The organism is Marivita sp. S6314 (assembly GCF_023015985.1).
GTDB lineage: Bacteria > Pseudomonadota > Alphaproteobacteria > Rhodobacterales > Rhodobacteraceae > Marivita.
In genome coordinates this window covers 357,742-380,935 of the sequence record NZ_JALKAO010000001.1, presented here as the reverse complement: position 1 = coordinate 380,935, position 23,194 = coordinate 357,742, and the positions used below count along the sequence as shown (strand labels likewise).

General features: G+C 60.5%; 23 protein-coding genes. 15 read left to right on the top strand and 8 right to left on the bottom strand.

The features are described 5' to 3' along the window. The first annotated feature begins 2 nt into the window (after nt 1–2). The 13 genes from MWU54_RS01875 (at nt 3) to gph (ending at nt 12,403) form a co-directional block, all read left to right on the top strand. On the top strand, nt 3–404 hold the full coding sequence (locus tag MWU54_RS01875; RefSeq protein ID WP_247080385.1) for a hypothetical protein: 402 nt from the start codon (nt 3–5) through the stop codon (nt 402–404). Between the two features lie 7 nt (nt 405–411). Further along, nucleotides 412–1,440 (top strand): NADH-quinone oxidoreductase subunit NuoH, encoded by a 1,029-nt coding sequence (nuoH, locus tag MWU54_RS01870; protein WP_247080384.1) that lies wholly within the window; start codon nt 412–414, stop codon nt 1,438–1,440. An 11-nt stretch (nt 1,441–1,451) separates the two neighbouring features. After that, nucleotides 1,452–1,946 (top strand): NADH-quinone oxidoreductase subunit NuoI, encoded by a 495-nt coding sequence (gene nuoI / locus MWU54_RS01865; protein WP_247080383.1) that lies wholly within the window; start codon nt 1,452–1,454, stop codon nt 1,944–1,946. Further along, nucleotides 1,943–2,353: a carboxymuconolactone decarboxylase family protein gene (locus tag MWU54_RS01860; protein ID WP_247080382.1), complete on the top strand. Its 411-nt coding sequence runs from the start codon at nt 1,943–1,945 to the stop codon at nt 2,351–2,353. The genes nuoI and MWU54_RS01860 overlap by 4 nt, the downstream gene beginning before the upstream one ends. Next, a complete protein-coding gene (locus MWU54_RS01855) occupies nt 2,350–2,952 on the top strand; it encodes an NADH-quinone oxidoreductase subunit J (RefSeq protein ID WP_247080381.1) in 603 nt (200 codons plus the stop codon). Before MWU54_RS01860 ends, MWU54_RS01855 begins: the two co-directional genes overlap by 4 nt. A gap of 95 nt (nt 2,953–3,047) precedes the next feature. After that, the gene (gene nuoK / locus MWU54_RS01850) at nt 3,048–3,353 is read left to right on the top strand and encodes an NADH-quinone oxidoreductase subunit NuoK (RefSeq protein WP_072777106.1); all 306 of its coding nucleotides are present in this window, start codon (nt 3,048–3,050) and stop codon (nt 3,351–3,353) included. Between the two features lie 4 nt (nt 3,354–3,357). Beyond that, nucleotides 3,358–5,430 (top strand): NADH-quinone oxidoreductase subunit L, encoded by a 2,073-nt coding sequence (nuoL, locus tag MWU54_RS01845; RefSeq protein WP_247080379.1) that lies wholly within the window; start codon nt 3,358–3,360, stop codon nt 5,428–5,430. Further along, entirely contained in the window at nt 5,430–6,977 is a 1,548-nt protein-coding gene (locus MWU54_RS01840) for an NADH-quinone oxidoreductase subunit M (protein WP_247080378.1), read from the top strand. Before nuoL ends, MWU54_RS01840 begins: the two co-directional genes overlap by 1 nt. Before the next feature lie 12 nt (nt 6,978–6,989). Beyond that, nucleotides 6,990–8,432 carry an NADH-quinone oxidoreductase subunit NuoN gene (gene nuoN, locus MWU54_RS01835; RefSeq protein WP_247080377.1) on the top strand — a complete coding sequence of 481 codons (1,443 nt, stop codon included), beginning with the start codon at nt 6,990–6,992 and terminating at the stop codon, nt 8,430–8,432. 126 nt (nt 8,433–8,558) lie between these two features. Further along, complete coding sequence (locus MWU54_RS01830; protein ID WP_247080376.1) at nt 8,559–9,293, top strand: biotin--[acetyl-CoA-carboxylase] ligase; 735 nt, start codon at nt 8,559–8,561, stop codon at nt 9,291–9,293. A gap of 12 nt (nt 9,294–9,305) precedes the next feature. Next, nucleotides 9,306–10,079: a type III pantothenate kinase gene (locus MWU54_RS01825; RefSeq protein WP_247080375.1), complete on the top strand. Its 774-nt coding sequence runs from the start codon at nt 9,306–9,308 to the stop codon at nt 10,077–10,079. Nucleotides 10,080–10,082: 3 nt separating this feature from the next. Then, the gene (locus MWU54_RS01820; RefSeq protein ID WP_247080374.1) at nt 10,083–11,750 is read left to right on the top strand and encodes a ribonuclease J; all 1,668 of its coding nucleotides are present in this window, start codon (nt 10,083–10,085) and stop codon (nt 11,748–11,750) included. Next, entirely contained in the window at nt 11,747–12,403 is a 657-nt protein-coding gene (gph, locus tag MWU54_RS01815; protein WP_247080373.1) for a phosphoglycolate phosphatase, read from the top strand. The genes MWU54_RS01820 and gph overlap by 4 nt, the downstream gene beginning before the upstream one ends. A gap of 46 nt (nt 12,404–12,449) precedes the next feature. On the opposite strand, the gene MWU54_RS01810 is transcribed toward gph, so the two are convergent. From MWU54_RS01810 to MWU54_RS01795, 4 genes are all read right to left on the bottom strand, one after another. Continuing rightward, nucleotides 12,450–13,916: a DEAD/DEAH box helicase gene (locus MWU54_RS01810; protein ID WP_247080372.1), complete on the bottom strand. Its 1,467-nt coding sequence runs from the start codon at nt 13,914–13,916 to the stop codon at nt 12,450–12,452. Between the two features lie 221 nt (nt 13,917–14,137). Continuing rightward, nucleotides 14,138–15,904, bottom strand: coding sequence for a glycosyltransferase family 2 protein (locus tag MWU54_RS01805; RefSeq protein ID WP_247080370.1), 1,767 nt, complete (start codon nt 15,902–15,904; stop codon nt 14,138–14,140). 102 nt (nt 15,905–16,006) lie between these two features. Further along, on the bottom strand, nt 16,007–17,614 hold the full coding sequence (locus MWU54_RS01800) for a peptide chain release factor 3 (RefSeq protein ID WP_247080368.1): 1,608 nt from the start codon (nt 17,612–17,614) through the stop codon (nt 16,007–16,009). 64 nt (nt 17,615–17,678) lie between these two features. Beyond that, the gene (locus tag MWU54_RS01795) at nt 17,679–18,149 is read right to left on the bottom strand and encodes a hypothetical protein (RefSeq protein ID WP_247080366.1); all 471 of its coding nucleotides are present in this window, start codon (nt 18,147–18,149) and stop codon (nt 17,679–17,681) included. A gap of 148 nt (nt 18,150–18,297) precedes the next feature. On the opposite strand from MWU54_RS01795, the gene MWU54_RS01790 reads away from it, so the two are divergent. Then, nucleotides 18,298–19,077 (top strand): SDR family oxidoreductase, encoded by a 780-nt coding sequence (locus MWU54_RS01790; protein ID WP_247080364.1) that lies wholly within the window; start codon nt 18,298–18,300, stop codon nt 19,075–19,077. A 3-nt stretch (nt 19,078–19,080) separates the two neighbouring features. Further along, nucleotides 19,081–20,226: a hypothetical protein gene (locus tag MWU54_RS01785; RefSeq protein WP_247080362.1), complete on the top strand. Its 1,146-nt coding sequence runs from the start codon at nt 19,081–19,083 to the stop codon at nt 20,224–20,226. 12 nt (nt 20,227–20,238) lie between these two features. Here the strand turns inward: MWU54_RS01785 and MWU54_RS01780 are convergent, their stop codons facing one another. The 4 genes from MWU54_RS01780 to MWU54_RS01765 are packed head-to-tail and all read right to left on the bottom strand — an operon-like array spanning nt 20,239 to nt 23,123. Then, nucleotides 20,239–20,928, bottom strand: coding sequence for a M48 family metalloprotease (locus tag MWU54_RS01780; RefSeq protein WP_247080361.1), 690 nt, complete (start codon nt 20,926–20,928; stop codon nt 20,239–20,241). Between the two features lie 46 nt (nt 20,929–20,974). Further along, the gene (locus MWU54_RS01775; RefSeq protein ID WP_247080360.1) at nt 20,975–21,583 is read right to left on the bottom strand and encodes a DedA family protein; all 609 of its coding nucleotides are present in this window, start codon (nt 21,581–21,583) and stop codon (nt 20,975–20,977) included. Next, nucleotides 21,580–21,900 (bottom strand): hypothetical protein, encoded by a 321-nt coding sequence (locus MWU54_RS01770; RefSeq protein WP_247080359.1) that lies wholly within the window; start codon nt 21,898–21,900, stop codon nt 21,580–21,582. Before MWU54_RS01770 ends, MWU54_RS01775 begins: the two co-directional genes overlap by 4 nt. A gap of 38 nt (nt 21,901–21,938) precedes the next feature. Next, entirely contained in the window at nt 21,939–23,123 is a 1,185-nt protein-coding gene (locus MWU54_RS01765; protein WP_247080358.1) for a VWA domain-containing protein, read from the bottom strand. Nucleotides 23,124–23,194: the final 71 nt, after the last annotated feature.

Below are 23,194 nucleotides of genomic sequence, written 5' to 3'. Positions count from 1 at the left end.
GGATGCGCCGAATGGCGAGCATATCTCCGGTGGCTTTGATGATGCTGGGTGGGTTGTCGGCCTGTGACGTGCCGCCGCCTGCCAATCTGCCATTTGCCCCAGCATACGAAGGCGTCGACACGACGCTTCTGGATGGCGATCTGGTCAAGTTCGATGTCGCGATGCGCGGTGCCCGCAGCAGCGAGGACGTGGAAGACTATGCGCGCTGTGCAGCGGCCCAGTATGCCCTGATCCGGGGCTACGGCTTTGCGCGGCATTTGCGCACAAATGTTTACGAAGAGGGTGGTCTGTGGCGAGGAGATGCGGTTTACACCATCTCGCCGGCGCTACCCCGTGGAGTGCGGAAGATTGATGCTGAAGTCGTCTCCGCCTCTTGCGTAGAAAACGGAATACCGATGGTTTGAGGACGTGATGGCTGACTTCTTTACCACCCCCCTAGGGATCGGCGTGATCATCGTTGCACAGTGCCTTGCGGTACTGGGTTTCGTCATGGTCAGCCTTCTCTTCCTCGTCTATGGCGACCGCAAAATCTGGGCCGCGGTCCAGATGCGGCGCGGTCCGAACGTTGTGGGGGCGTATGGCCTGCTACAAACGGTGGCGGATGCGCTGAAATACGTCGTCAAGGAAGTCGTTGTGCCCGCCGGCGCCGACAAGCCGGTCTTCATGCTGGCGCCGATGACATCCTTTGTTCTGGCGATGATCGCATGGGCGGTGATCCCGTTCAATGACACCTGGGTATTGTCGGACATCAACGTCGCCATCCTGTACGTCTTTGCCGTCTCCTCGCTTGAGGTTTACGGCGTGATCATGGGCGGTTGGGCATCGAACTCCAAATACCCGTTCCTTGGATCGCTGCGCTCTGCCGCGCAGATGATTTCGTACGAAGTCTCCATCGGTCTGATCATCATTGGTGTGATCATTTCGACCGGGTCTTTGAATTTCGGCGATATCGTCCGTGCGCAGGACGGCGCTTACGGGTTCTTCTCTTGGTACTGGCTGCCGCATTTCCCGATGGTGTTCCTGTTCTTTATCAGCGCCTTGGCGGAAACCAATCGCCCGCCGTTTGACCTTCCCGAAGCGGAATCCGAACTTGTGGCGGGTTATCAGGTGGAATACTCGTCCACGCCGTTCCTGCTGTTCATGGCCGGGGAATACATCGCCATCTTCCTGATGTGTGCGCTGACATCGCTGCTGTTCTTCGGTGGCTGGCTGTCGCCCATTCCAGGACTGCCGGACGGCGCGCTTTGGATGGTGGCCAAAATGGCCTTCTTCTTCTTCATCTTCGCGATGGTGAAGGCGATCACACCACGCTACCGCTACGACCAGTTGATGCGTCTGGGTTGGAAAGTGTTCCTGCCATTCAGCCTTGTCTGGGTCGTGTTCGTGGCCTTCGCGGCCAAGTTTGACTGGTTCTGGGGCGCATTCGCGCGCTGGGTATAAGGAGAGTAGGGATGACGCAGATCGACTACGGCCGCGCGGCAAAATACTTCCTGCTGCAGGACTTCTACCAGGGCATGAAGCTTGGTCTGAAGTACTTCTTTGGGCCAAAAGCAACGCTGAACTACCCGCATGAAAAGGGGCCGCTGAGCCCTCGTTTCCGCGGTGAACATGCGCTGCGCCGCTATCCGAACGGCGAGGAACGTTGCATTGCCTGCAAGCTGTGCGAGGCAATCTGCCCGGCGCAGGCGATCACCATCGATGCCGAACCGCGCGACGACGGCAGCCGTCGGACCACGCGCTATGACATCGACATGACGAAGTGCATCTACTGTGGCTTCTGCCAGGAAGCTTGTCCGGTGGACGCGATTGTCGAAGGTCCGAATTTCGAATTCGCGACCGAGACCCGCGAAGAGCTGTTCTACGACAAGCAAAAGTTGCTGGACAACGGTGAACGCTGGGAAGCCGAGATTGCCCGCAACCTCGAACTGGATGCGCCCTACCGATGAGCGACGCGAAAACCCCTTTTGAGCTGATGATGGCGCAGGCGCAGGAGATGGCGAAAGCTTTCAATCCGGCGCTGACATCGTTTGACCCCAAGGGGTTTGAAAAGATGTGGCCAACCATGGGCAAAGACGCCATGGAAATGTGGTTTGGCAAGGGCATCAGCAAAGACGGGCTGGACGCCAAGACACGCCTGTTGCTGACGCTTGCCGGGCTGACGATGCAGGGTGCACAGGCGGACACGCAGGTGCGCATGACGGTGCGCCATGCCTTGGCCGCCGGCGCCACGAAAGACGAAATTGCCGAAACCATCGCCCAGATGTCGATGTTTGCTGGCATCCCCGCCATGACCCGCGCCATGGAATTGGCCCGCGAGGTCATGGAAGACGACAAAAAGGACGACGAGACATGAGTGTCTTTGCCTTCTACCTCTTTGCCCTGTCGACAATCGCAGGCGGGCTGTTCACGGTGATCAGCCGCAACCCGGTGCATTCGGTGCTGTGGTTGATCCTGGCATTCCTGTCCTCTGCGGGGCTGTTCGTCCTTCTGGGGGCCGAGTTTGTGGCGATGCTTCTGGTCATCGTCTATGTCGGCGCGGTCGCTGTATTGTTCCTGTTTGTGGTGATGATGCTCGACGTGGATTTCGCCGAGCTGAAGGCCGAGATGGCGCGCTATGTGCCGCTTGCCTTGCTCATCGGCGTTGTCATCCTGATGCAGTTTGCGCTGGCGTTTGGCGCATGGGAAAGCAACGCGGCGGCTGAAGGGCTGCGGGCGCAGGTGGTGCCGGTGGATCGGCACAACACCGAAGCACTGGGGCTGATCCTCTATGACCAGTACTTCCTGCTGTTCCAGCTTGCGGGCCTGATCCTGTTGGTTGCCATGATCGGCGCGATTGTTCTGACGCTGCGCCACCGGTCGGATGTGAAGCGCCAGAACGTGCTGGCGCAGATGTACCGTGATCCGGCCAAGGCGATGGAACTGAAAGACGTGAAACCGGGGCAGGGGCTCTGAGCAACTCGGCCGTCCGGCCAATCCAAGAAGTCCCGGATCAAACCGGGGCGCATGACGAACAAAGATAACGACGGGGCACACCCCGGAGGGACGTGATGATAGGACTAGAGCATTACCTGACAGTGGCAGCAGTGCTGTTCGTGATCGGGATTTTCGGGCTGTTCCTGAACCGCAAGAACGTGATCATCCTGCTGATGAGCATCGAATTGATGCTGTTGGCGGTGAACATCAACCTTGTCGCGTTCTCCAGCTTTCTGGGTGATCTGGTGGGGCAGGTGTTTACCCTGTTCGTCCTGACGGTTGCCGCGGCTGAAGCCGCGATTGGCCTTGCGATCCTTGTCTGTTTCTTCCGCAACCGTGGCTCCATCGCGGTTGAAGATGTCAACGTGATGAAGGGCTGATCCGATGGAAACGCTAATTCTGTTTTCCCCGCTTGTCGGCGCTCTGCTTTGCGGGTTCGGCTGGAAATTCATCGGAGAGACCGCCGCGCAGTGGGTCGCGACGGGCTTCCTGTTCCTGGCCGCTGCCTTGTCCTGGATCGTGTTCCTGACCCATGACGGCGTCACGGAAACCATCAACATCCTGCGCTGGATCGAATCCGGTACGCTGAGCACCGAATGGGCGATCCGGCTGGACCGTCTGACGGCGATCATGCTGATCGTGATCACCACGGTCTCGGCTTTGGTGCACCTCTACAGCTTCGGCTACATGGAGGGCGATCCCCAGTGGAAAGAAGGCGAAAGCTACAAGCCGCGCTTCTTTGCCTACCTGTCGTTCTTCACCTTCGCGATGCTGATGCTCGTGACGTCCGATAACCTGATTCAGATGTTCTTCGGCTGGGAAGGCGTGGGCGTCGCGTCTTACCTTCTGATCGGGTTCTACTACCGCAAGCCAAGCGCCAATGCCGCCGCGATCAAGGCGTTTGTCGTCAACCGTGTGGGCGATTTCGGCTTCCTGCTGGGCATCTTCGCGATCTACTTCATCGTGGACTCGGTCCGCTTTGACGACATCTTCGCCTACGCGCCCACGCTGGCGGAAACGCAGTTGACCTTCCTCTGGACGGACTGGAACGCGGCGAACCTGATTGCCTTCCTGCTCTTCATCGGGGCAATGGGCAAATCTGCGCAATTGTTCCTGCACACATGGCTGCCCGACGCGATGGAAGGACCGACGCCTGTGTCGGCTCTGATCCACGCGGCCACAATGGTGACGGCGGGTGTGTTCCTTGTGTGCCGTATGTCACCAATCATGGAATACGCCCCCGAAGCGATGGCCTTTGTCACCTTCGTCGGCGCATCGACCGCGTTCTTCGCGGCCACAGTTGGCCTTGTGCAAAACGACATCAAACGCGTGATCGCCTATTCGACGTGTTCACAACTGGGCTACATGTTCGTCGCCGCGGGCGTTGGCGTCTACTCGGTCGCGATGTTCCACCTGTTCACACACGCGTTCTTCAAGGCGATGTTGTTCCTTGGGGCAGGGTCCGTGATCCACGCGATGCACCACGAGCAGGACATGCGGAATTACGGCGGTCTGCGGAAGAAAATCCCCTACACCTTCTGGGCAATGATGATCGGCACGCTGGCGATCACCGGCGTGGGTATCCCGCTGACCGGCTGGATCGGATTTGCCGGGTTTGCGTCCAAGGATGCGGTGATCGAGAGCGCCTACGCGGCTGGCCCGATGGGCTACGCGTTCTGGATGCTGGTTATCGCGGCGCTGTTCACCAGCTTCTACAGCTGGCGGCTGATGTTCATGACCTTCTACGGCAAACCGCGCGGCGACAAGCATACGCATGAGCACGCGCATGAAAGCCCCAAGGTCATGCTGATCCCGCTGGGTGTGCTGGCGCTGGGTGCGGTCTTTGCTGGCGCGATCTGGTACGGCAGCTTCTTTGGCAAGGTGAACGAGGTCGTCAAATTCTTCGGCGGCACCTACGGCGAACCCACGGCAGAGCTTGTCGAACAAGTGGCAGAGCGCAGCCCGAAGGCGTCGGAACTGCACTACGTGATGGAAAACGCACCGGGTGAGGCCGCGATCTATATCGCTCCGGAAAACACCATCCTGCACGAGGCGCATTACGTGCCGACATGGGTCAAACTCAGCCCGTTCATTGCGATGCTGATCGGTCTGGGCACCGCCTATGTGTTCTACATCCGTGACCCGTCGATCCCGAAGCGTCTGGCCGAGAACCAGCGCCCGCTGTACCAGTTCCTTTTGAACAAGTGGTACTTTGACGAGATCTACGATTTCATCTTCGTCAAGCCAGCGTCCGCTGTGGGTCGTCTTCTATGGAAACGCGGGGATGGCAATGTCATTGACGGGTCGCTGAACGGCGTCGCCATGGGCTTCATCCCGATGCTCACGCGCCTCGCTGGCAAGGCCCAGTCCGGTTACATCTTTACATACGCCTTCTTCATGGTGATCGGCATTGCAGCCCTGATCACTTGGATGACGCTGAGCGGAGGAGCCCACTGATGGATAACTTGCTTTCCATTGTTACGTTCCTGCCGATGCTGGCAGCCGTTATTCTGCTGGTCTTCCTTCGGGGCGACGACGAGGCGGCGAACAAGAATGCCAAATGGCTGTCGCTGATCGCGACAAGCGCGACGTTCCTGATCTCGCTCTTCATCCTGTTCCAGTTCGACCCGCAGAACACCGGCTTCCAGATGGTGGAAGAAGTGGAATGGCTGCTGGGCCTGCAGTACAAGATGGGTGTTGACGGCATCTCAGTGCTGTTTGTGATGCTCACCACGTTTATGATGCCTCTGGTGATCGCGGCGTCCTGGGACGTGAAGCACCGCGTGAAGGAATACATGATTGCCTTCCTGCTTCTGGAAACGCTGATGCTTGGCGTGTTCATGGCGCTGGATCTGGTGCTGTTCTACCTGTTCTTCGAAGCGGGCCTTATTCCAATGTTCCTGATCATCGGCATCTGGGGTGGCGCGAACCGCATTTACGCATCGTTCAAGTTCTTCCTCTACACCTTCCTTGGGTCGGTGCTGATGCTGGTGGCGATGGTCGGTATGTTTGCCGACGCGGGCACAACAGATATCGAACAGTTGATGACTCACCAGTTCGGGTCCGAGACGTTCAGCATCCTTGGCGTGCAGATTGTCGGTGGCTTGCAGACACTGCTCTTCATCGCCTTCTTTGCGTCTTTTGCCGTGAAGATGCCGATGTGGCCGGTGCACACCTGGTTGCCCGATGCCCACGTTCAGGCCCCAACAGCCGGGTCCGTGGTTCTGGCGGCGATCCTGTTGAAGATGGGCGGCTACGGATTCCTGCGCTTCAGCCTGCCGATGTTCCCGGTGGGGGCGGATGTTCTCACGCCGCTGATCCTGTGGATGTCGGTCATTGCGATTGTCTACACCTCGCTGGTGGCGCTGGTGCAGGAAGACATGAAAAAGCTGATCGCTTATTCATCCGTCGCGCATATGGGTTACGTCACTATGGGGATCTTCGCGGGCAACCAGCAGGGGATCGACGGCGCGATCTTCCAGATGATCAGCCACGGCTTCATCTCGGGTGCGCTCTTCCTCTGCGTCGGGGTGATCTACGACCGGATGCACACGCGGGACATCGACGCCTATGGCGGTCTGGTGAACCGGATGCCGGCCTATGCGCTGATCTTCATGCTGTTCACCATGGCGAATGTGGGCCTTCCGGGCACCTCGGGGTTCATCGGTGAATTCCTGACGCTGGTCGGTATCTTCCAGGTCAACACATGGGTGGCCCTGTTCGCCACGTCCGGTGTCATTCTGTCGGCTGCTTATGCGCTCTGGCTCTACCGTCGGGTGGTCATGGGCGACCTGATCAAGGAAAGCCTGAAGACCATCACCGACATGTCCCGCCGCGAGCGTGCGATCTTTGCGCCGCTGGTGATCGCGACGATCCTCTTTGGCGTTTATCCGGCCCCGATCCTTGATACGATCGGGCCGTCGGTCGAGGCGCTTGTTTCCAACTACCAGACAGCCCTTGCGGAGGCCCCATCGGCCGTCACGCAAGTTGCTGTGAACCACTAAGGGGGCGCAGATATGCTGTCCGCAGATCTGATGGTCATCCTGCCAGAGATCGTTCTGGCCGTTTACGCAATGCTGGCGCTTCTGGGCGCGGTTTACACTGTGAAAGACGGGGCGGCGTCGCTTTTGGTCTGGGTCACATCGGCGCTGCTGCTTGCGCTGGCGGTGTGGATCGGCCTGAACGGGTCCGGGACCAACGTGGCCTTCAACGGCATGTTCGTGGATGACGGATTTGCCCGCTTTGCCAAGGTCGTGATCCTCGTGTCCGCCGCTGCCGTGCTGCTCATGTCCGAAGGGTACATGACGCGCAAAGGTCTGTTGCGGTTTGAATACCCGCTTCTGATCGCGCTGGCGACAGTGGGGATGATGATGATGGTCTCCGCCGGCGACCTGATGGCGCTTTACATGGGGTTGGAACTGCAATCGCTGGCTTTGTATGTCGTGGCGTCATTGCGTCGGGACAGCCTGAAATCCACCGAAGCCGGTCTCAAGTATTTCGTCCTGGGTGCGCTGTCCTCCGGTCTGCTGCTGTATGGCGCGTCGCTGGTCTACGGCTATTCCGGCACAACGCTCTTTTCGGGCATCATCCAGACGGCGGTGCATGGCGATCTGTCGCTGGGGCTGCTCTTTGGTCTGGTCTTCCTTATCTCGGGCCTTGCGTTCAAGGTATCGGCCGTGCCGTTCCACATGTGGACGCCGGATGTGTATGAAGGCTCGCCCACACCTGTGACCGCGTTCTTTGCCACGGCCCCCAAAGTGGCCGCGATGGCGTTGTTTGCCCGCGTGATGCATGACGCCTTTGGAGCCGCAGTCAGCGACTGGTCACAAGTCATCGCCCTGCTGTCTGTGCTGTCGATGTTCTTGGGTGCGGTTGCGGCCATCGGGCAGACCGACATCAAGCGCCTGATGGCATTCTCGTCCATTGCCCATATGGGGTATGCGCTCATGGGTCTCGCGGCGGGCACGGCGTTCGGTGTGCAGGCGATGCTGATTTACATGGCGATCTACGTGACGATGAACGTGGGCACCTTTGCCTTTATCCTGTCGATGGAACGCGACGGGCAGCCGGTGTCGAACATTGCGTCGCTGAACATGTACTCCAAGCGCGAGCCGGGCAAGGCGCTGGCGATGCTTGTGCTGCTCTTCAGCCTTGCCGGTGTGCCGCCGCTGGTGGGCTTCTTTGGCAAGCTCTACGTATTGCGCGCCGCCTATGAGGCAGGGCTGGCGTGGCTGGCCATTGCCGGTGTGATCGCGTCGGTGATCGGGGCGTTCTACTACCTGCGGATCGTGTTCTACATGTATTTCGGCGAAGAGCGGGACGATGCGCTGGATGGCGTTAAGTCTCCTGTCCTCTACGGCATGCTGATGGCGAGCGCGATTATCATGGTGGTGGGTGTCGTGAACCTTTTCGGTATCGAGAGTGTGGCAGCAGCCGCTGCGGCGACCCTTGTCGAGTAAGCTGTCTTCAGCCTGGATACAGTGTGACGCGCCTTTGGCGCGTCGCTTTGTTTTTTGCGCCCCGCTGCGCGGGACGCGGTGCCTCCGGCGGAGGTATTTGGAGCAAGAGGAAAGTGCAGGTATCGTGTGACAGGCTGGCCGTCGGGATATGACCGCCAGGTGCTGGCGGACGTGGACAGCACCATGCTGGAAGCCGCGCGTCAGGCGTGCGAGTTGGCGGGCCCAAAATGGATTTGCGCCCTGTCGCAGACCGCCGCGCGCGGTCGGCGTGGGCGGGCATGGGTGAACCCGACCGGTAATTTCGCAGCAACCCTGGTTTTGCCGATGACCGAAGGGCCTGAGACGCGGGCTTTGCGGAGCTTTGTGGCGGCTTTGGCGCTTTATGACGCCTTGGTGGCGGTGTCGGGCCGGGTTGAAGGGCTGACGCTGAAATGGCCCAATGACGTGCTTTTGTCCGGTGGCAAGGTCGCGGGCATCCTGTTGGAAAGCCTGGGCGATCATCTGGCCATCGGCATCGGTGTCAACCTGATCGACGCGCCGGTGCCGTCGCAGGTTGAAGAGCATGCGGTGCCGCCGGTGTCCGTCCTGTCGGTTCTGGGTGTTGAAGTGACCCCGGAGGCGTTTCTGGAGGCGCTGGCCCGGGCCTATGCCGACCACGAAAGCCGGTTTCAGACATTTGGCTTTGCCCCGATCCGCGAAGCCTGGCTGGCCCGCGCAGCGCGCCTGGGTGAGCAGGTGACGGCCCGCATGGGGGACCGTGCGGTGCAGGGGACGTTCGAGACCATTGATCCCGAGGGCCGGATCGTGCTGGTCACCGCACGTGGGCGTGAGGCCATTGCGGCGGCGGATATTTTCTTTTGAGGAGCGCGCGACATGCTTCTGTGCATTGACTGTGGCAACACCAACACCGTGTTTTCCATCTGGGATGGAGAAACCTTTCTATGCACCTTGCGAACATCGACCCATCACGGGCGCACGGCGGATGCCTATTTCACATGGTACAGCACCCTGATCCGCCATTACGGGATCGAGACCGACATCACGGATGTCATTATTTCGTCCACCGTGCCGCGTGTTGTGTGGAACCTGCGGGTGTTTGCGGATCGGTTCTTTGGGGTGCGTCCGATGGTGGTGGGCAAACCCGAATGCCTGTTGCCGATCCCCCCACGGGTGGACAAGGGCACCGGGATCGGTCCGGACCGTCTGGCCAATGTGGCGGGGGCGTTTGACCGTCATGGCGGAGATGCGGTTGTGGTGGATTTTGGCACCGCGACGAATTTCGATGTGGTGGCGGAAGACGGGGCCTATGTGGGCGGCGTGATTGCGCCGGGTGTGAACCTGTCGCTGGAAGCGTTGCACCAGGGGGCGGCGGCGCTGCCCCATGTGGATATTTCGCAGCCCGAACATGTGATCGGCACCAATACGGTGGCCTGTATCCAGTCTGGGGTGTTCTGGGGCTATGTCGGATTGATCCAGGGGATCACCGCGCGCATCAAGGACGAGTACGGGCGCCCGATGAAAGTCATTGGCACCGGGGGGCTGGCCCCCTTGTTTGCCCAAGGTGAACTGCTATTTGACACGATTGAAGATGACCTGACCATGCATGGGCTGACGGTCATCCATGCATATAACAAAGAAAACGGATAAATCATGAGCGGTGAACGCATCATCTACCTGCCACTTGGCGGGGCCGGCGAAATTGGCATGAACGCTTATGTCTATGGCTACGGCAAGCCCGATCAGGAACGGCTGATCCTTGTGGACCTGGGGGTGACGTTTCCGGATATGGACAGCACGCCGGGGGTCGATCTGATCCTGCCGGACATCACGTGGCTGAAGGAACGCCGGGACCGGCTTGAGGCGATCTTTATCACCCATGCCCACGAGGATCACGTGGGCGCCGTCGGTCATTTCTGGGAACAGCTGGGCGCGCCGATCTACGCGCGGGCCTTCACCGCCCATATTGCGCGGTTGAAGATGGATGATCACGGCCATTCGCCGGACTTGGTGCGCACGGTGTCGGCCTGGCCGGAAACCGTGAAGGCGGGGCCGTTTTCGGTGGGCTTTGTGCCAATCTCGCATTCAATCCCGGAAAGTTCGGGTCTGGTCATCGACACGCCTGCGGGGCGCGTGGTGCATACCGGCGACTTCAAGATCGACGAAACGCCCGTGGTGGGCGAAGCGTTTGACCGCGATCTCTGGAGCAGCCTGGCCGCGCCGGGTGTCAAAGCACTTGTCTGCGATTCCACCAATGTCTTTTCCGACCATGCCGGTCGGTCCGAGGCCAGCGTCGGGCCGGAAATCGAACATTTGGTCCGCAATGCCAGCGGCATGGTCGTGGCAACGACCTTTGCGTCAAACGTAGCGCGGGTCAAAACACTGGCAGAGGCTGGGGAACGTGCAGGGCGGTCGATCTGCCTATTGGGGCGCGCGATGCGGCGGATGATCGAAGCGTCGATCAAAACCGGCGTGTTGGCGGATTTTCCGACCGTGGTCAGCCCGGAGGAAGCGACACAGATCCCGCGCGAAAACGTGATGCTGATTGTCACCGGCAGCCAGGGCGAACGCCGTGCGGCGTCGGCGCAGCTGGCGCGGGGCAAGTATAACGGGATCACGTTGAAAGACGGCGATACGTTCCTGTTCTCGTCCAAGACCATTCCGGGCAATGAACGCGGCGTGATCCGGATCATGAACCAGTTTTCGGAACAGGGTGTGGACGTGATCGACGACAGTTCCGGTCTGTACCACGTGTCGGGCCACGCGAACCGGCCCGATATCATGGAGATGCACCGCATCCTTAACCCTCAGGTCGTGGTGCCGATGCATGGAGAACACCGCCATTTGCGCGAGCATGTGAAACTTGCGGGCAAGGCGGGGCGGACCGGTGTTCTGGCTGTGAACGGGATGATGATGGACCTGAGCGGGAATGCCCCGACGGTCGCGGAATATGTCGAAACAGGGCGCACCTATCTGGATGGATCGGTCAAGATCGGGGCCTTGGACGGGGTTGTGCGGGATCGTATCCGTATGGCGTTGAACGGCCATGTCATCGTCACGGTTATTCTGGATGAAGATGACGAGCTGCTGGGCGAGCCGTGGTGCGACGTGATGGGGCTTCCCGAGATGGGGCGCAGCAATGCGTCGCTGGTGGATGCGCTGGAAGAAGACCTGTCGCAATTCATTGGTCGCGCCGGGGCCAAGACGATCACCGATGATGACAAGCTGGAAGAGGGGCTGCGGCGCGTGGCGCGGCAGACAACCCAGAACGAGATCGGCAAGAAGCCGGAAGTCTCGGTTGTGATTTCACGGCTGGCATGACGCGGGCGATTGTCTTTGATCTGGATGGAACGCTGATTGACAGCCTTCCGGACATCACGCATTCGGCGAATGCATTGCTGGCCGAGCACGGCCAGCCCGCGTTGCCGAAGCCCCAGGTGGCCGGGTTCGTGGGCTTTGGCGTCAAGGTGTTCATGGAGCGCCTGATCGCCGCCACGGAGCTGCGTTCCGAAGACTATGACGCGTTGATGACGCGGTTCATGGCGTTCTATGTGAAGGCCACGGATCACACGGAACTCTACCCGCATGTGCTTGAAACGCTGCAGGTATTGCGGGACGCGGGCTATGCGCTGGGGCTTTGCACCAATAAGCCGGGCGCGCCGATGGCGGCGGTGTTGGATGCGGTAGGGCTGACGGAGTTTTTGGGCGCGACCGTGGCCGGGGATACGCTTGCATTGCGCAAACCCGATCCGGCTCCTGTGCGACATGCATTCGATCTGCTTGGCGCGACTGAAGGCGTGTATGTGGGCGACAGCATCGTGGATGCGCGAGCGGCGCAGGCGGCCAGGGTGCCCTTTGCGTTATTCAGCGAGGGGATCCGCGTCACGCCGTTGGATGATGTCCCGCATGACGCCATGTTTGACGATTTCCGACAGTTGCCAGATATTTGCCAGACACTGATACGGCCATTGTAGGTGGCCGAACCCGTACCTGTATGGTGCAGGTACGGTTGAGGTTCAGTTATCCCGCGCGGCGTTCGTCAAAGCTTTTGGCGATGAAGGATGGCATGTGATCGCCCATCCCAACCACGTTGTTGTCGCGCGACCCGCCACGGTCATTACGCCGATTGCGATTGCCGCCCCGGGATTTGTCCGACTGCGTCGGTTTATCAGCGGCCTTTTCAGGCGTTGCTTCTGGCTGTGCCGGTTGTGTGGTTTCCACCGTTTCGGTTGGTGCTGCGTCGGCGTGTTTGGTGCGCCCACGTCCGCCGCGCGTCCGGCGCGGCTTGGCGGCCTTGTCCTCGTCCGAGGCAGGGGCCGGTGTTTCAGCCGGGGCCTGCGCGAGCGGATTGTCGAGCCGTGGAATTTCTTTCTGGATCAGCTTTTCGATCGCATCGAAGTTCTTTTCGTCCTTCGGTGTGCAGATCATCATCGCCTTGCCTTCGCGTCCGGCGCGGCCGGTCCGGCCAATGCGGTGCACGTAGTCCTCGGCATGGCTGGGCACGTCGAAGTTGAACACATGGCTGACGGCGGGCACATCGAGCCCGCGCGCGGCCACGTCCGAGGCCACGAGAAAGCGCAGATCGCCTTCGCGGAAGCCATCCAGCGTTTTTGTCCGATGTGACTGGTCCAGATCCCCGTGGATCGGAGCCGCGTCATAGCCGTATTTCTTGAGCGACTTGGCAACGATATCCACATCCGTCTTGCGGTTGCAGAAAATGATCGCGTTCGAGCATTTGTCGCCTTCGCCTTCGATCATCATGCGCAGCAGCTTGCGCTTTTCGGTGCCTTCGCGGTCCCGGCGGGAGGCTTTGAACATGACAACGCCCTGTTCAATCGTCTCGGACGCGGTGGCCTGGCGGGCCACTTCGACGCGTGCCGGGTTCGACAGGAACGTGTTGGTGATGCGTTCAATCTCGGACGCCATGGTGGCCGAGAAAAACAGGGTCTGGCGGGTAAACGGCGTCAGGCTGAAGATGCGTTCGATGTCGGGGATAAACCCCATGTCGAGCATACGGTCGGCCTCGTCCACGACCATGACCTGTACGCCGGTCAGCAGAAGTTTGCCGCGTTCGAAATGGTCCAGCAGGCGGCCGGGTGTGGCGATCAATACGTCGACGCCTTTGTCGATCAGCGCGTCCTGTTCCTTGAAGCTGACGCCACCGATCAGAAGGGCTTTGGTCAGCTTGACGTGTTTTGCATAGGTGTCGAAGTTTTCGGCAACCTGCGCCGCCAGTTCCCGTGTCGGGCACAGAACAAGGCTGCGCGGCATGCGCGCACGCGCGCGTCCACGCGCAAGCAGCGTGATCATCGGCAGGGTAAAACTGGCGGTTTTGCCGGTTCCGGTTTGCGCGATGCCAAGCACGTCGCGGCCTTCAAGGGCAGGGGGGATGGCGCCGGCCTGAATAGGGGTGGGCGTGTCGTACCCGGCCTCTTCAACGGCCTTGAGCACTTTCGGGTTGAGGTTCAACTCAGAGAATTTTGTCATGTGTATCCGTATTTCACGGACTACCTGCGCCCGTGCGTCTGATGAGATCTGGCCCGTCTGGCCCTGTATTAATCCACAGTCACGATCTTGAGCGCTACTTAACGATCTTCGGGCGAACGGTCAACGCACCGACGCCCAGGTGCGCGGATGTGCCTGTCCTGGCCCAGCTTTGGTGATGAATAGGCAACAAAACAGGCCTTTTTTAACGCCTGCCCGCGGGTTCAGTCCGACAGGGTGATGCCAAAGACCTTTTGCAGGGATGTGTTGGGATCAAAGCGCGGCGTCAAAAGCAGATTGTGGCGTTTCAGGCGGGTCCGCAGGTCCGGCGTGTCGAGGCAAATTTCCTCGAAAAACAGGCGCAGACCTTCTTCGCCTTCTTCGTCGTTGAGATAGGCCAGCAAGCGGCCCACCGATTTGGCCTCCTGACCGTCCTTGACGCGGTATGACCCTTTTGTCTGCCGAAAGGTCAGTTTGGACACAAAAGTGGTCCAGTCGGGTGCGTGCAGGTGGCCGATATGCACATTGTCCAGAACCGATGTGTTGACCACATCCTGCCCCTTCACACGCGCCCGGTGAATGGCCAGACGCACATCGCCAAGTCCGGGTCGGGCAAAGACCTTGCCCGCCAGATGGCTCAGGAAGCCGCCCCGCACATAGCTGCCGAACGTGGGATAGACATCGTGGATCGCGGTCTTGGCGATGCCCGGCCCGGTGGTGCTCAACTTGAAGTGCCGGGGCATGGCGTCTTCGGTGGGAAGGGCCAGCGCTTCTGCCGGAAAGATGCGGATTGCGGCGCTGTCGTCGGGCACGGTTTTCAGGGCGGTTGACAGCTTCTTGGGCGACAGGATGAATTCATCGGTGTCGATATGGCCAAGCCAGTCAACAACACCCTTCGCCTGTCGCAGCGCGTGGGTTGCGTTGAAGGCCTGACGAAGCTGGTGCGCCTCGGGGCGCGCCTTGCCGAAACCGCTCCAATACTGGTCGTCGCAGGTCGTGACCGTCACCCGTGGATTGCCCTGAAGCAAGCCGGAAACATCCGGGTCCGGAGTGTCGAGAAACAGGTAGATATGGGTCGCGCCGATATCGATGTGATGTGCGACGAACCGGGCGACCTCCAACAGCGGCGCATTGGTGGTGCAGACCACCCCCCATTTGATGGTTTTGGTCAGCGGCTCCGCAACATCCTTGGGCACGTCCAGCGTGATGCCCGCCTTGGCCGCGTCCGGTGTTGCGTTCTGTTCCATGCGGCGCAGTTTGCGCGCGCGCAACCGGTGCAGGCGGCGAAACACGGTTCCGGGATCGTCGATCAGCCGTTGCAGCATGTCATGCGCAAGCGGGCGGATCACGTCATCCTTGTCCGCCTCTTCCCACAAGCGACCGAGCGTGTTGACGTCAAGCCCGCCATCGGTCAGCGAAAACGCGTTCATCTCAAGCGGCAGCGGGGCTTTGGCGCGGCCATCCAGCGTAAACGGGCGGTCCGGATCGCGGCCCGAGAACAACCGTTCGCTTTCATAAAGCTTCATCATGCCGAACAGCGTGGACAAGCCCATACCTGCGCTGCGCTGCGCTGTGGTTGTGCCGTGATCGCCAAAGGTCGTCAGGCTCGACACTTTCCAGCGCAGGTCCATGTCGCGCAGCAGGAGGTCCGCGTGTTCGGCCCACAGGCGTTGGAACAGGGCGGCGGTGTGTTCCGGGTGCGTCCGCTTGCGCAGATGAGCAATCAGCAGACCATTCAGGTGCAGAAGCGCGTTTTGGCCTTCAAGCTCCTGTGCGATTTCCCAGCTTTTGCGCGCATGATCTGACCGCGCTTTGGTGCTGGACGGGGGAAGCTTCACCCGGGTTTGGGCAAGCGTCTCCAGATCGCAATCCAGCGGTGGCAGCGCTTCGCCCGGGGCAAAGCGCAACGGCGCGCGGCGCGCATTCATCTGATCGAGAATACCGTCCAGCCCGTCTGGGTAGGCCGGATTTGGCGCGTTTTCCCTGCTCATAGGCAAAGAGTGCCGCGTGATGCGGGGCGGATCAAGCGTCTTCGAAGACGCTTTGACGCGATTTCGAAATCGCGTGGTCCCGCCCGGTTGAACGGGCAGGCATCACACCATCATTTCCTTGGTCGCGGACAGGGTGACATCGGGGTAGTCGCGATCAATTCGGTCGATGTCCCATTGCAGGCGGGTGAGGTACACCACGTCACCATCGTTGTCTTCGGCCATGTGCTGCTTGTTGGCGTTGACCAGTTTGTCGACCGCGTCTTTTGCACCGTGCACCCAGCGGGCCGAGGTGAATTGCGACGCCTCAAAGCGGACGGGCAGGCCGTATTCCAACTCGATCCGGCTGCCCAGTACTTCGAACTGCAGCGCGCCGACGACGCCCACGATAAAGCCGGAGCCGATCATCGGCTTGAAGACCTTGGCAGCGCCTTCCTCGGCAAACTGCATCAGGGCTTTTTCCAGGTGTTTCGCCTTAAGAGGATCGCCCGCACGCACGGTTTGCAGCAGTTCCGGCGCAAAGGACGGAATACCCGTGACCTTGAGCGCTTCGCCTTCGGTCAGTGTGTCACCGATGCGCAATTGGCCGTGGTTCGGGATGCCAATGATGTCACCGGCCCAGGCCTCGTCCGCGAGTTCGCGGTCGGCGGCGAGGAACAGCACCGGGTTCGAGATTGCCATCGGTTTTTTCGACCGCACATGGGTCAGCTTCATACCGCGTTTGAAATGACCCGACGCCATGCGCAGAAACGCCACGCGGTCACGGTGTTTGGGATCCATGTTGGCCTGCACCTTGAACACAAAGCCCGCGACCTTGGATTCTTCGGGCAGGATCTGGCGCGGGCTGGCGCTTTGCGGCTGCGGTTCCGGCCCGTAGGTGCCGATGCCGTCCATCAATTCCTTCACACCAAAGCTATTGATCGCCGATCCGAACCAGATCGGTGTCATGTGCCCTTCAAGCACCGCTTGCGGGTCGAGCGTCGGGAGCAATTCGCGCGCCATTTCCACCTCTTCGCGCAGTTGCTCCAAGAGGTGGTCGGGGATGTGTTCGGCAAGTTTCGGGTCGTCCAGACCTTCGATGGCGATGCTTTCCGCGACCTTGTTGCGGTCCGCGCGGTCCATCAGTTCCAGCCGGTCGCGGATCAGGTCGTAGCAGCCCATGAAGTCGCGGCCCACACCAATGGGCCAGCTTGCCGGGGTCACGTCGATGGCTAGATTTTCCTGAATCTCGTCGATGATATCAAAGGTGTCGCGGCTTTCGCGGTCCATCTTGTTGCAGAAGGTCAGGATTGGCAGGTCGCGCAGGCGGCACACTTCAAACAGCTTTTGCGTCTGGCTTTCCACGCCTTTCGCACCGTCAATCACCATCACCGCGGCATCCACGGCCGTCAGGGTGCGGTAGGTGTCTTCGGAGAAGTCCGAGTGTCCTGGCGTGTCGACAAGATTGAAGCGGAATGTCTTGAAATCAAACGACATCGCAGAGGCCGAGACCGAAATCCCGCGATCCTGTTCCATTTTCATGAAATCCGACCGCGTGCGGCGCGCTTCGCCCTTGGCGCGGACCTGTCCGGCCATCTGGATCGCGCCACCATACAGCAGGAATTTTTCCGTCAGCGTCGTCTTGCCCGCATCCGGGTGCGAGATGATGGCAAAGGTACGCCGCCGGGCGATTTCGGCAGGCAATTCGGGGCGATTTGAAGCGGTGTCCAACATGAGCGCGCGTATAGGCGGCGCGGGTCACCTTGTCCATAAGCCTGACGGAGCCGGGGCTGCCGGATCAGCCGTGGGCGTGAAGCGGGATCACGTTTGAGCCTGTCTGGACCACAGGCTGTGGAACAACGGCGGGGGCAGGGACGACGTAAGGGGTGAAATCCGCATCGCATCTTTCGATGTCGATCAGCACATATTCTGCCCCGGATTGCAGCGGCTGTTCGCTGACCAGGAATAGATGGCCGTCTGACATGGTCACGCACACATCGGCGCGGCGGCCGGTGGTGGTCATAAAGATCAACCGTGCCAGGGTGGTCAGCGTTTGAACGGGGGCGTTTGCCGCGAGATGCAGATCAAAACCGGTTGCGTCCTCGTCCGAGGCCATGACCTCGGTCCATGGTGCGTCGCGTTTCATCTGGTACATGTCGCCCAGGTTCAGATCATCGAGATATCCGATTGATTCACCGCGATAGACCCCGAAATCGACACAAAAGCACTGCGCCGGACAGGCAAGGTAGGTTGCTTTGGTATCGTACACGGTCTTCATAACACAATACACTCTTTGATCTTCTGAAACCGCAGAACACAGAAATGCGGCATGGCTTTAAGATCGTGGCTAAATGTGTCAGTCCTATGGACGGCTTATGGTCTTTCGTGGACCAATTCACATGTCAGGGAGTGAGTACATGGATCTTGGGATCAGCGGCAAAACTGCGTTGGTGTGCGCGTCGAGCAAGGGGCTGGGACGCGGATGCGCTGAAGCTTTGGCCGAGGCCGGCGTCAATCTGGTCATGAACGCCCGTGGGGCCGACGCGCTGGAGGCGACAGCCGCAGAGATTCGCGACACCTACGGCGTCACCGTGGTCACCGTGGCTGCGGATATTGTCAGCGAAGACGGGCGCGCGCAGGTGCTGGAGGCTGCGGGCGATGTCGACATTCTGGTTACCAATGCGGGTGGTCCGCCCCCCGGGCTCTGGTCCGACTGGGGCCGCGAGGATTTCCTCAAGGCGCTGGATGCCAACATGCTGACGCCAATTGCCCTGATGACGGCTTTGATGCCCGGCATGATGGAGCGTGGCTGGGGACGGGTGGTCAACATCACGTCACAATCCGTGAAGGCCCCGATCCCGCAACTGGGGCTGTCCAATGCCGCGCGCACGGGTCTGACAGGGTACGTGGCGGGCACCGCACGTCAGGTGGCGCCGAGCGGCGTCGTGGTGAACAACCTGTTGCCCGGGATTCACGCGACCGATCGCGCGCAATCGCTCGATGGCGGCGTGTCCAAGGCACAGGGCATTTCGATTGACGAGGCGCGGGCGCAGCGGCAGGCGACGATCCCCGCGCGGCGCTACGGCACGCGGCAGGAGTTCGGTCAGACCTGCGCGTTCCTGTGTTCGCAACATGCGGGCTTTATCGTCGGCCAGAACATCCTGATCGACGGTGGCGGCACCAACGCGACGATCTGATCCATGGCCCGGGGACCGGATGGCAAGGGGCAGGCGCAGGGCTTTTCGCTGCGGGACGAGTTGTTCAATGCCGACACCATCGGCGATCTTGCCGCCGAGTTTTCGGTCCTGCCCGGTTTTGACCCAGGGCGGTTCCTGAGGGAGGCGGTCGGCGGTCTGGCCGAGCGCGGGTTGATGGAACGGCTTGACTGGCTTGCCGATTGCCTGGAACACCAGTTGCCCCGCGCGTTTCCGGCGATGGCCGAGGCTTTGGAAGCGGCGATGCCGCCGGTTTTGAGTCCGGACAAATCCGACAATGATTTCGGGCGGTTCATCCACGCGGTTCCCGGCATTCTTGCCGTGCGCCACGGGTTGGAGCACCACCGCGACCGCGCGCTTGATCTGCTGGAGGCCGCGACCCAGCGGTTTTCAATGGAATACTACATCCGGCCCTTTCTGAACCGATGGCCGGATGAAACGCTGAAGCGGCTGGACGTCTGGGTCAGCCACGATCATTACCACGTCCGGCGTCTGGTCAGCGAGGGCACCCGGCCACGTCTGCCATGGGCGGCGAATATCGACCTTGACCCGCGTGTGCCGCTGCGCTTTCTGGATGCGCTTCACGCCGATCCGACGCGCTTTGTCACGCGGTCGGTCGCCAACCACATGAACGATCTGTCCCGCCCCCTGCCGGATGTGGTTGTCGCGCATTTGCGGACATGGGCAGAACAGGGGCGTCAAACCCCGAAAGAACTGGCCTGGATGACGCGCCATGCCTTGCGGACCGCCGTCAAACGCGGTGAGGCAGGGGCGCTCGACCTGCTCGGCTATGCGCAGGATAAGCCGATGTCGGTGGAACTGACGCTGTCGCCTGATCCGGTGCGCATCGGCGATGTGCTGCAGGTGTCCGTCACGCTGCGCGCCGAAGAAGACCTGCCGGTTCTGGTGGATTACCGCATCCGGTTTCATCGTCCCGGAGGGCGCAGCGGAGAAAAGGTGTTCAAGCTGAAATCGGCCACGCTGACCGCCGGTCACGCGCTGACCGTGACAAAGGCACACCGGCTCAAGGCGGGCGCGTCGACCTTCACGTTGCATCCCGGGCCACATGACATCGTGGTGCAGGTCAATGGCCAGGACCGCGCCGCCGGAACGGTGACATTCACCGACTAGCCCGAGGCCGCGTCAGGACGTTGTGGTCCAACGTCCCTCAAGCTTTTCAAGCGCTGCAATACGGTCAGTGGTCTTTGGATGCGACATCAACCATGCTGGTACAACACCGGATCGGGCCTGTGTCAGTGTCTCAAGTTTCCCAAACAAGGTTTTTTGCGGGCCAACCCCGATCCCGGCCTTGTGCAACAGGGCGGCGGCATAGGCATCGGCCTCGTATTCGTCATCCCGCGAAATCCGCGCCGCAAGCAGCGTCGAAATGCCGTTGGCAATCATGACGCCGATTCCGGGCAGGAAGCGTGACAACACCATCGCCAGCGCGGTTCTGAGCGCGTTCTGTCCCGAAAAGTCGATCATGCGGCGGCGGGTGTGGCCCAATGCGACATGGCCCAGTTCATGCGCGATGACGCTGGTCAATTCTTCGGCGGACACTTCGCCGCTTTGGTATTTGCGGTAGAATCCCCGGGTGATGAAAATCCGCCCGTCCGGGGCGGCGAGCCCGTTTACCGGATCAATCTCGTAGATGTTGACGCGGATGCGCTCGATATCCAGAGCGGCGGCCAAGCGGTCCATCAGCACCTTCAGTCGCGGATCGGCCAGTTCCGTCGATTTTTCATCCAGCTCGCGCTTCGTGCGCCACACGGAAAAGTGGTACATCGCCATCGCGTAAAGCACAGCCAGAAGGATCGGGGTAAATTTCAACATGATTTGGATATGGGGCGGATCGCCGTTCCCGGCAAGGGCGCGCGGATCAGCGATCCCGCGAAACGTGGGGGGCTGCCAGACGTTTTCGCAACAACCAGCCAAAACCAATCGCCGCAAGGGCGGCCACCAGAAATCCCGACAGGTTGCTCATCAGGGATGACAGCGCATCCAGCTGGTCCCCGAATGCGAACCCAAGGCTGAGATAGCCCGTCACCCAGATTGCTTCGCCCGCAACATCCCAAACCGTGAACCGCAGCCACCCAAGACCTGCGACACCCGCCGTGAGATTGACCCAGGGCCCAAGCGGCGCAAACAGCCAGGTTGAGAAAAACACCCCCAGCCCACCGTTCTCAAGCACGGTTCTGCGGGCGCGGTCGATCAGCGCCATCCGCTTGGGACTGCGCCCAACCGTGGCGATGACGCGGTGGCCCGCGCCCCGCCCAATCCAGTAGCCGGTCTGATCACCCAGCACCGCTGCAAGCCACGCCGCGGGCAGAAGTGTCGAGAACTCAAGGTCGCCGGACGCGGCGAATGCTCCGGCTGCCAGCATGACAAGCGCGGTTGGGATGGGGATGGCCAGACAGGACAGGTAGGCCGACAGCACGACGACCCAGACGCCATAGGTGGACGTCAGGTTCAGAAAGGTGTCGGTCATTCAGCGGCCTGCGCGCGGTAAGTTGCGATCACAGCGTCCAGCCGGGCAATCACCTCGGCTTCGCTTAGCCCGGTCTCCAGCGCGATCCGGTGAACCGGTGGATAGCGATCCCGTTCGCCGTCAGGCCAGATTTCGTCGATTGACGCCTTGAGCGTCCCGCGCGGGACCCGCCAGGACTTGCCGACATAGCCAAGGGTCATCCAGCCCTCGATCTGCTGGTTTTGATGTTTCGGATCGGCCCAGTAGACCGCGTGCACCGCCGTGCGCCCGCCAAACCAAAGCGTCAAACACACGGCCAGCACAAACGAACCCGTCAAGACCGGCGCGCGTTTGAGCGCCGTTTTCAGCTTTGCGATCACTTCGCCAGCTCTTTGATGCCGCGTTCGATGCCCTCCAAGGACATCGGGACCATCGCGTCTTCGAAAATCTCGCGGATCATCGAGATGGACTGGGTGTAGTCCCAATAGCGCTCGGGCGTCGGGTTGATCCACAGGTTGGACGTCCATTGTGCACGGGCGCGCTGCAGCCAGACCTGGCCGGCTTCGGCGTTCCAGTGTTCGTTGGCCCCGCCGACATAAGCGATTTCATAAGGCGACATGCTGGCATCCCCGACGAAGATACATTTATAGTCCGGGCCATAGGTGTTGAGCACGTCCATCGTCGCGGTCTGCGCATCCCAACGGCGGCGGTTGTCCTTCCAGACGCCTTCGTAGAGGCAGTTGTGGAAGTAGAAATATTCCAGGTGTTTGAACTCCGCGCGGGCAGCGGAAAACAGTTCCTCGACAACTTTCACATGCGGATCCATCGACCCGCCAACATCCAGAAACAGAATGACCTTCACCGCATTGCGGCGCTCGGGGCGGGTCTGCACGTCAAGATAGCCGTGCTCCGCCGTGGCGCGGATCGTCCCGTCCAGATCCAGTTCGTCCGTCGCCCCGTCGCGCGCCCAGCGACGCAGACGTTTGAGCGCAACCTTGATGTTGCGGGTGCCCAACTCGACGCTGTCATCCAGATTGCGAAACTCGCGCTTGTCCCACACCTTGACCGCGCGCTTGTGGCGGGACTCGTTTTGGCCGATCCGGACGCCTTCGGGATTGTAGCCATAAGCCCCGAAAGGCGACGTGCCGGCTGTGCCGATCCACTTGTTGCCCCCCTGATGGCGGCCCTGTTGCTCTTTCAGCCGTTCCTTGAGCGTCTCCATCAGCTTGTCGAACCCGCCCAGGGCCTCGATCTCGGCTTTTTCTTCCTCGCTCAGGTGCTTTTCGGCCATCTTGCGCAGCCAGTCTTGGGGAAGATCAAGCGCGTCCAGAACGCCTTCTGTGCTGATATGCTCCAACCCTTTGAAGGTTTCGGCAAAGGCGCGGTCAAAGCGGTCGATGTGACGTTCGTCTTTGACCATGGCTGTGCGGGCCAGATAGTAGAACGCTTCGGGGTCATAGGTCGCCAGCCCGGCGCGCATCGCGGCCAGAAAGCTGAGATATTCGCGCAAAGACACCGGAACCCCGGTTTTGCGCAAGCTGTCGAAGAAGGGCACAAACATGACCCTGATCTAGCAATGCACTGCGGAAATAACCAGTTGTTGTCTCTGTTTGAAAATACCTCGGAGGGTCT

Excerpts from the sequence above, each read along its gene's own strand:
- MWU54_RS01780 (WP_247080361.1), bottom strand. The coding sequence starts at position 20,928 with ATGTTGAAATTTACCCCGATCCTTCTGGCTGTGCTTTACGCGATGGCG.
- MWU54_RS01790 (WP_247080364.1), top strand. The coding sequence starts at position 18,298 with ATGGATCTTGGGATCAGCGGCAAAACTGCGTTGGTGTGCGCGTCGAGC.
- MWU54_RS01825 (WP_247080375.1), top strand. The coding sequence starts at position 9,306 with ATGCTTCTGTGCATTGACTGTGGCAACACCAACACCGTGTTTTCCATC.
- nuoL (WP_247080379.1), top strand. The coding sequence starts at position 3,358 with ATGGAAACGCTAATTCTGTTTTCCCCGCTTGTCGGCGCTCTGCTTTGC.
- MWU54_RS01810 (WP_247080372.1), bottom strand. The coding sequence starts at position 13,916 with ATGACAAAATTCTCTGAGTTGAACCTCAACCCGAAAGTGCTCAAGGCC.
- MWU54_RS01765 (WP_247080358.1), bottom strand. The coding sequence starts at position 23,123 with ATGTTTGTGCCCTTCTTCGACAGCTTGCGCAAAACCGGGGTTCCGGTG.
- nuoH (WP_247080384.1), top strand. The coding sequence starts at position 412 with ATGGCTGACTTCTTTACCACCCCCCTAGGGATCGGCGTGATCATCGTT.
- MWU54_RS01805 (WP_247080370.1), bottom strand. The coding sequence starts at position 15,904 with ATGAGCAGGGAAAACGCGCCAAATCCGGCCTACCCAGACGGGCTGGAC.
- MWU54_RS01800 (WP_247080368.1), bottom strand. The coding sequence starts at position 17,614 with ATGTTGGACACCGCTTCAAATCGCCCCGAATTGCCTGCCGAAATCGCC.
- MWU54_RS01840 (WP_247080378.1), top strand. The coding sequence starts at position 5,430 with ATGGATAACTTGCTTTCCATTGTTACGTTCCTGCCGATGCTGGCAGCC.
- MWU54_RS01860 (WP_247080382.1), top strand. The coding sequence starts at position 1,943 with ATGAGCGACGCGAAAACCCCTTTTGAGCTGATGATGGCGCAGGCGCAG.
- nuoN (WP_247080377.1), top strand. The coding sequence starts at position 6,990 with ATGCTGTCCGCAGATCTGATGGTCATCCTGCCAGAGATCGTTCTGGCC.
- MWU54_RS01775 (WP_247080360.1), bottom strand. The coding sequence starts at position 21,583 with ATGACCGACACCTTTCTGAACCTGACGTCCACCTATGGCGTCTGGGTC.
- MWU54_RS01855 (WP_247080381.1), top strand. The coding sequence starts at position 2,350 with ATGAGTGTCTTTGCCTTCTACCTCTTTGCCCTGTCGACAATCGCAGGC.
- nuoK (WP_072777106.1), top strand. The coding sequence starts at position 3,048 with ATGATAGGACTAGAGCATTACCTGACAGTGGCAGCAGTGCTGTTCGTG.
- gph (WP_247080373.1), top strand. The coding sequence starts at position 11,747 with ATGACGCGGGCGATTGTCTTTGATCTGGATGGAACGCTGATTGACAGC.
- MWU54_RS01820 (WP_247080374.1), top strand. The coding sequence starts at position 10,083 with ATGAGCGGTGAACGCATCATCTACCTGCCACTTGGCGGGGCCGGCGAA.
- MWU54_RS01785 (WP_247080362.1), top strand. The coding sequence starts at position 19,081 with ATGGCCCGGGGACCGGATGGCAAGGGGCAGGCGCAGGGCTTTTCGCTG.
- nuoI (WP_247080383.1), top strand. The coding sequence starts at position 1,452 with ATGACGCAGATCGACTACGGCCGCGCGGCAAAATACTTCCTGCTGCAG.
- MWU54_RS01875 (WP_247080385.1), top strand. The coding sequence starts at position 3 with ATGCGCCGAATGGCGAGCATATCTCCGGTGGCTTTGATGATGCTGGGT.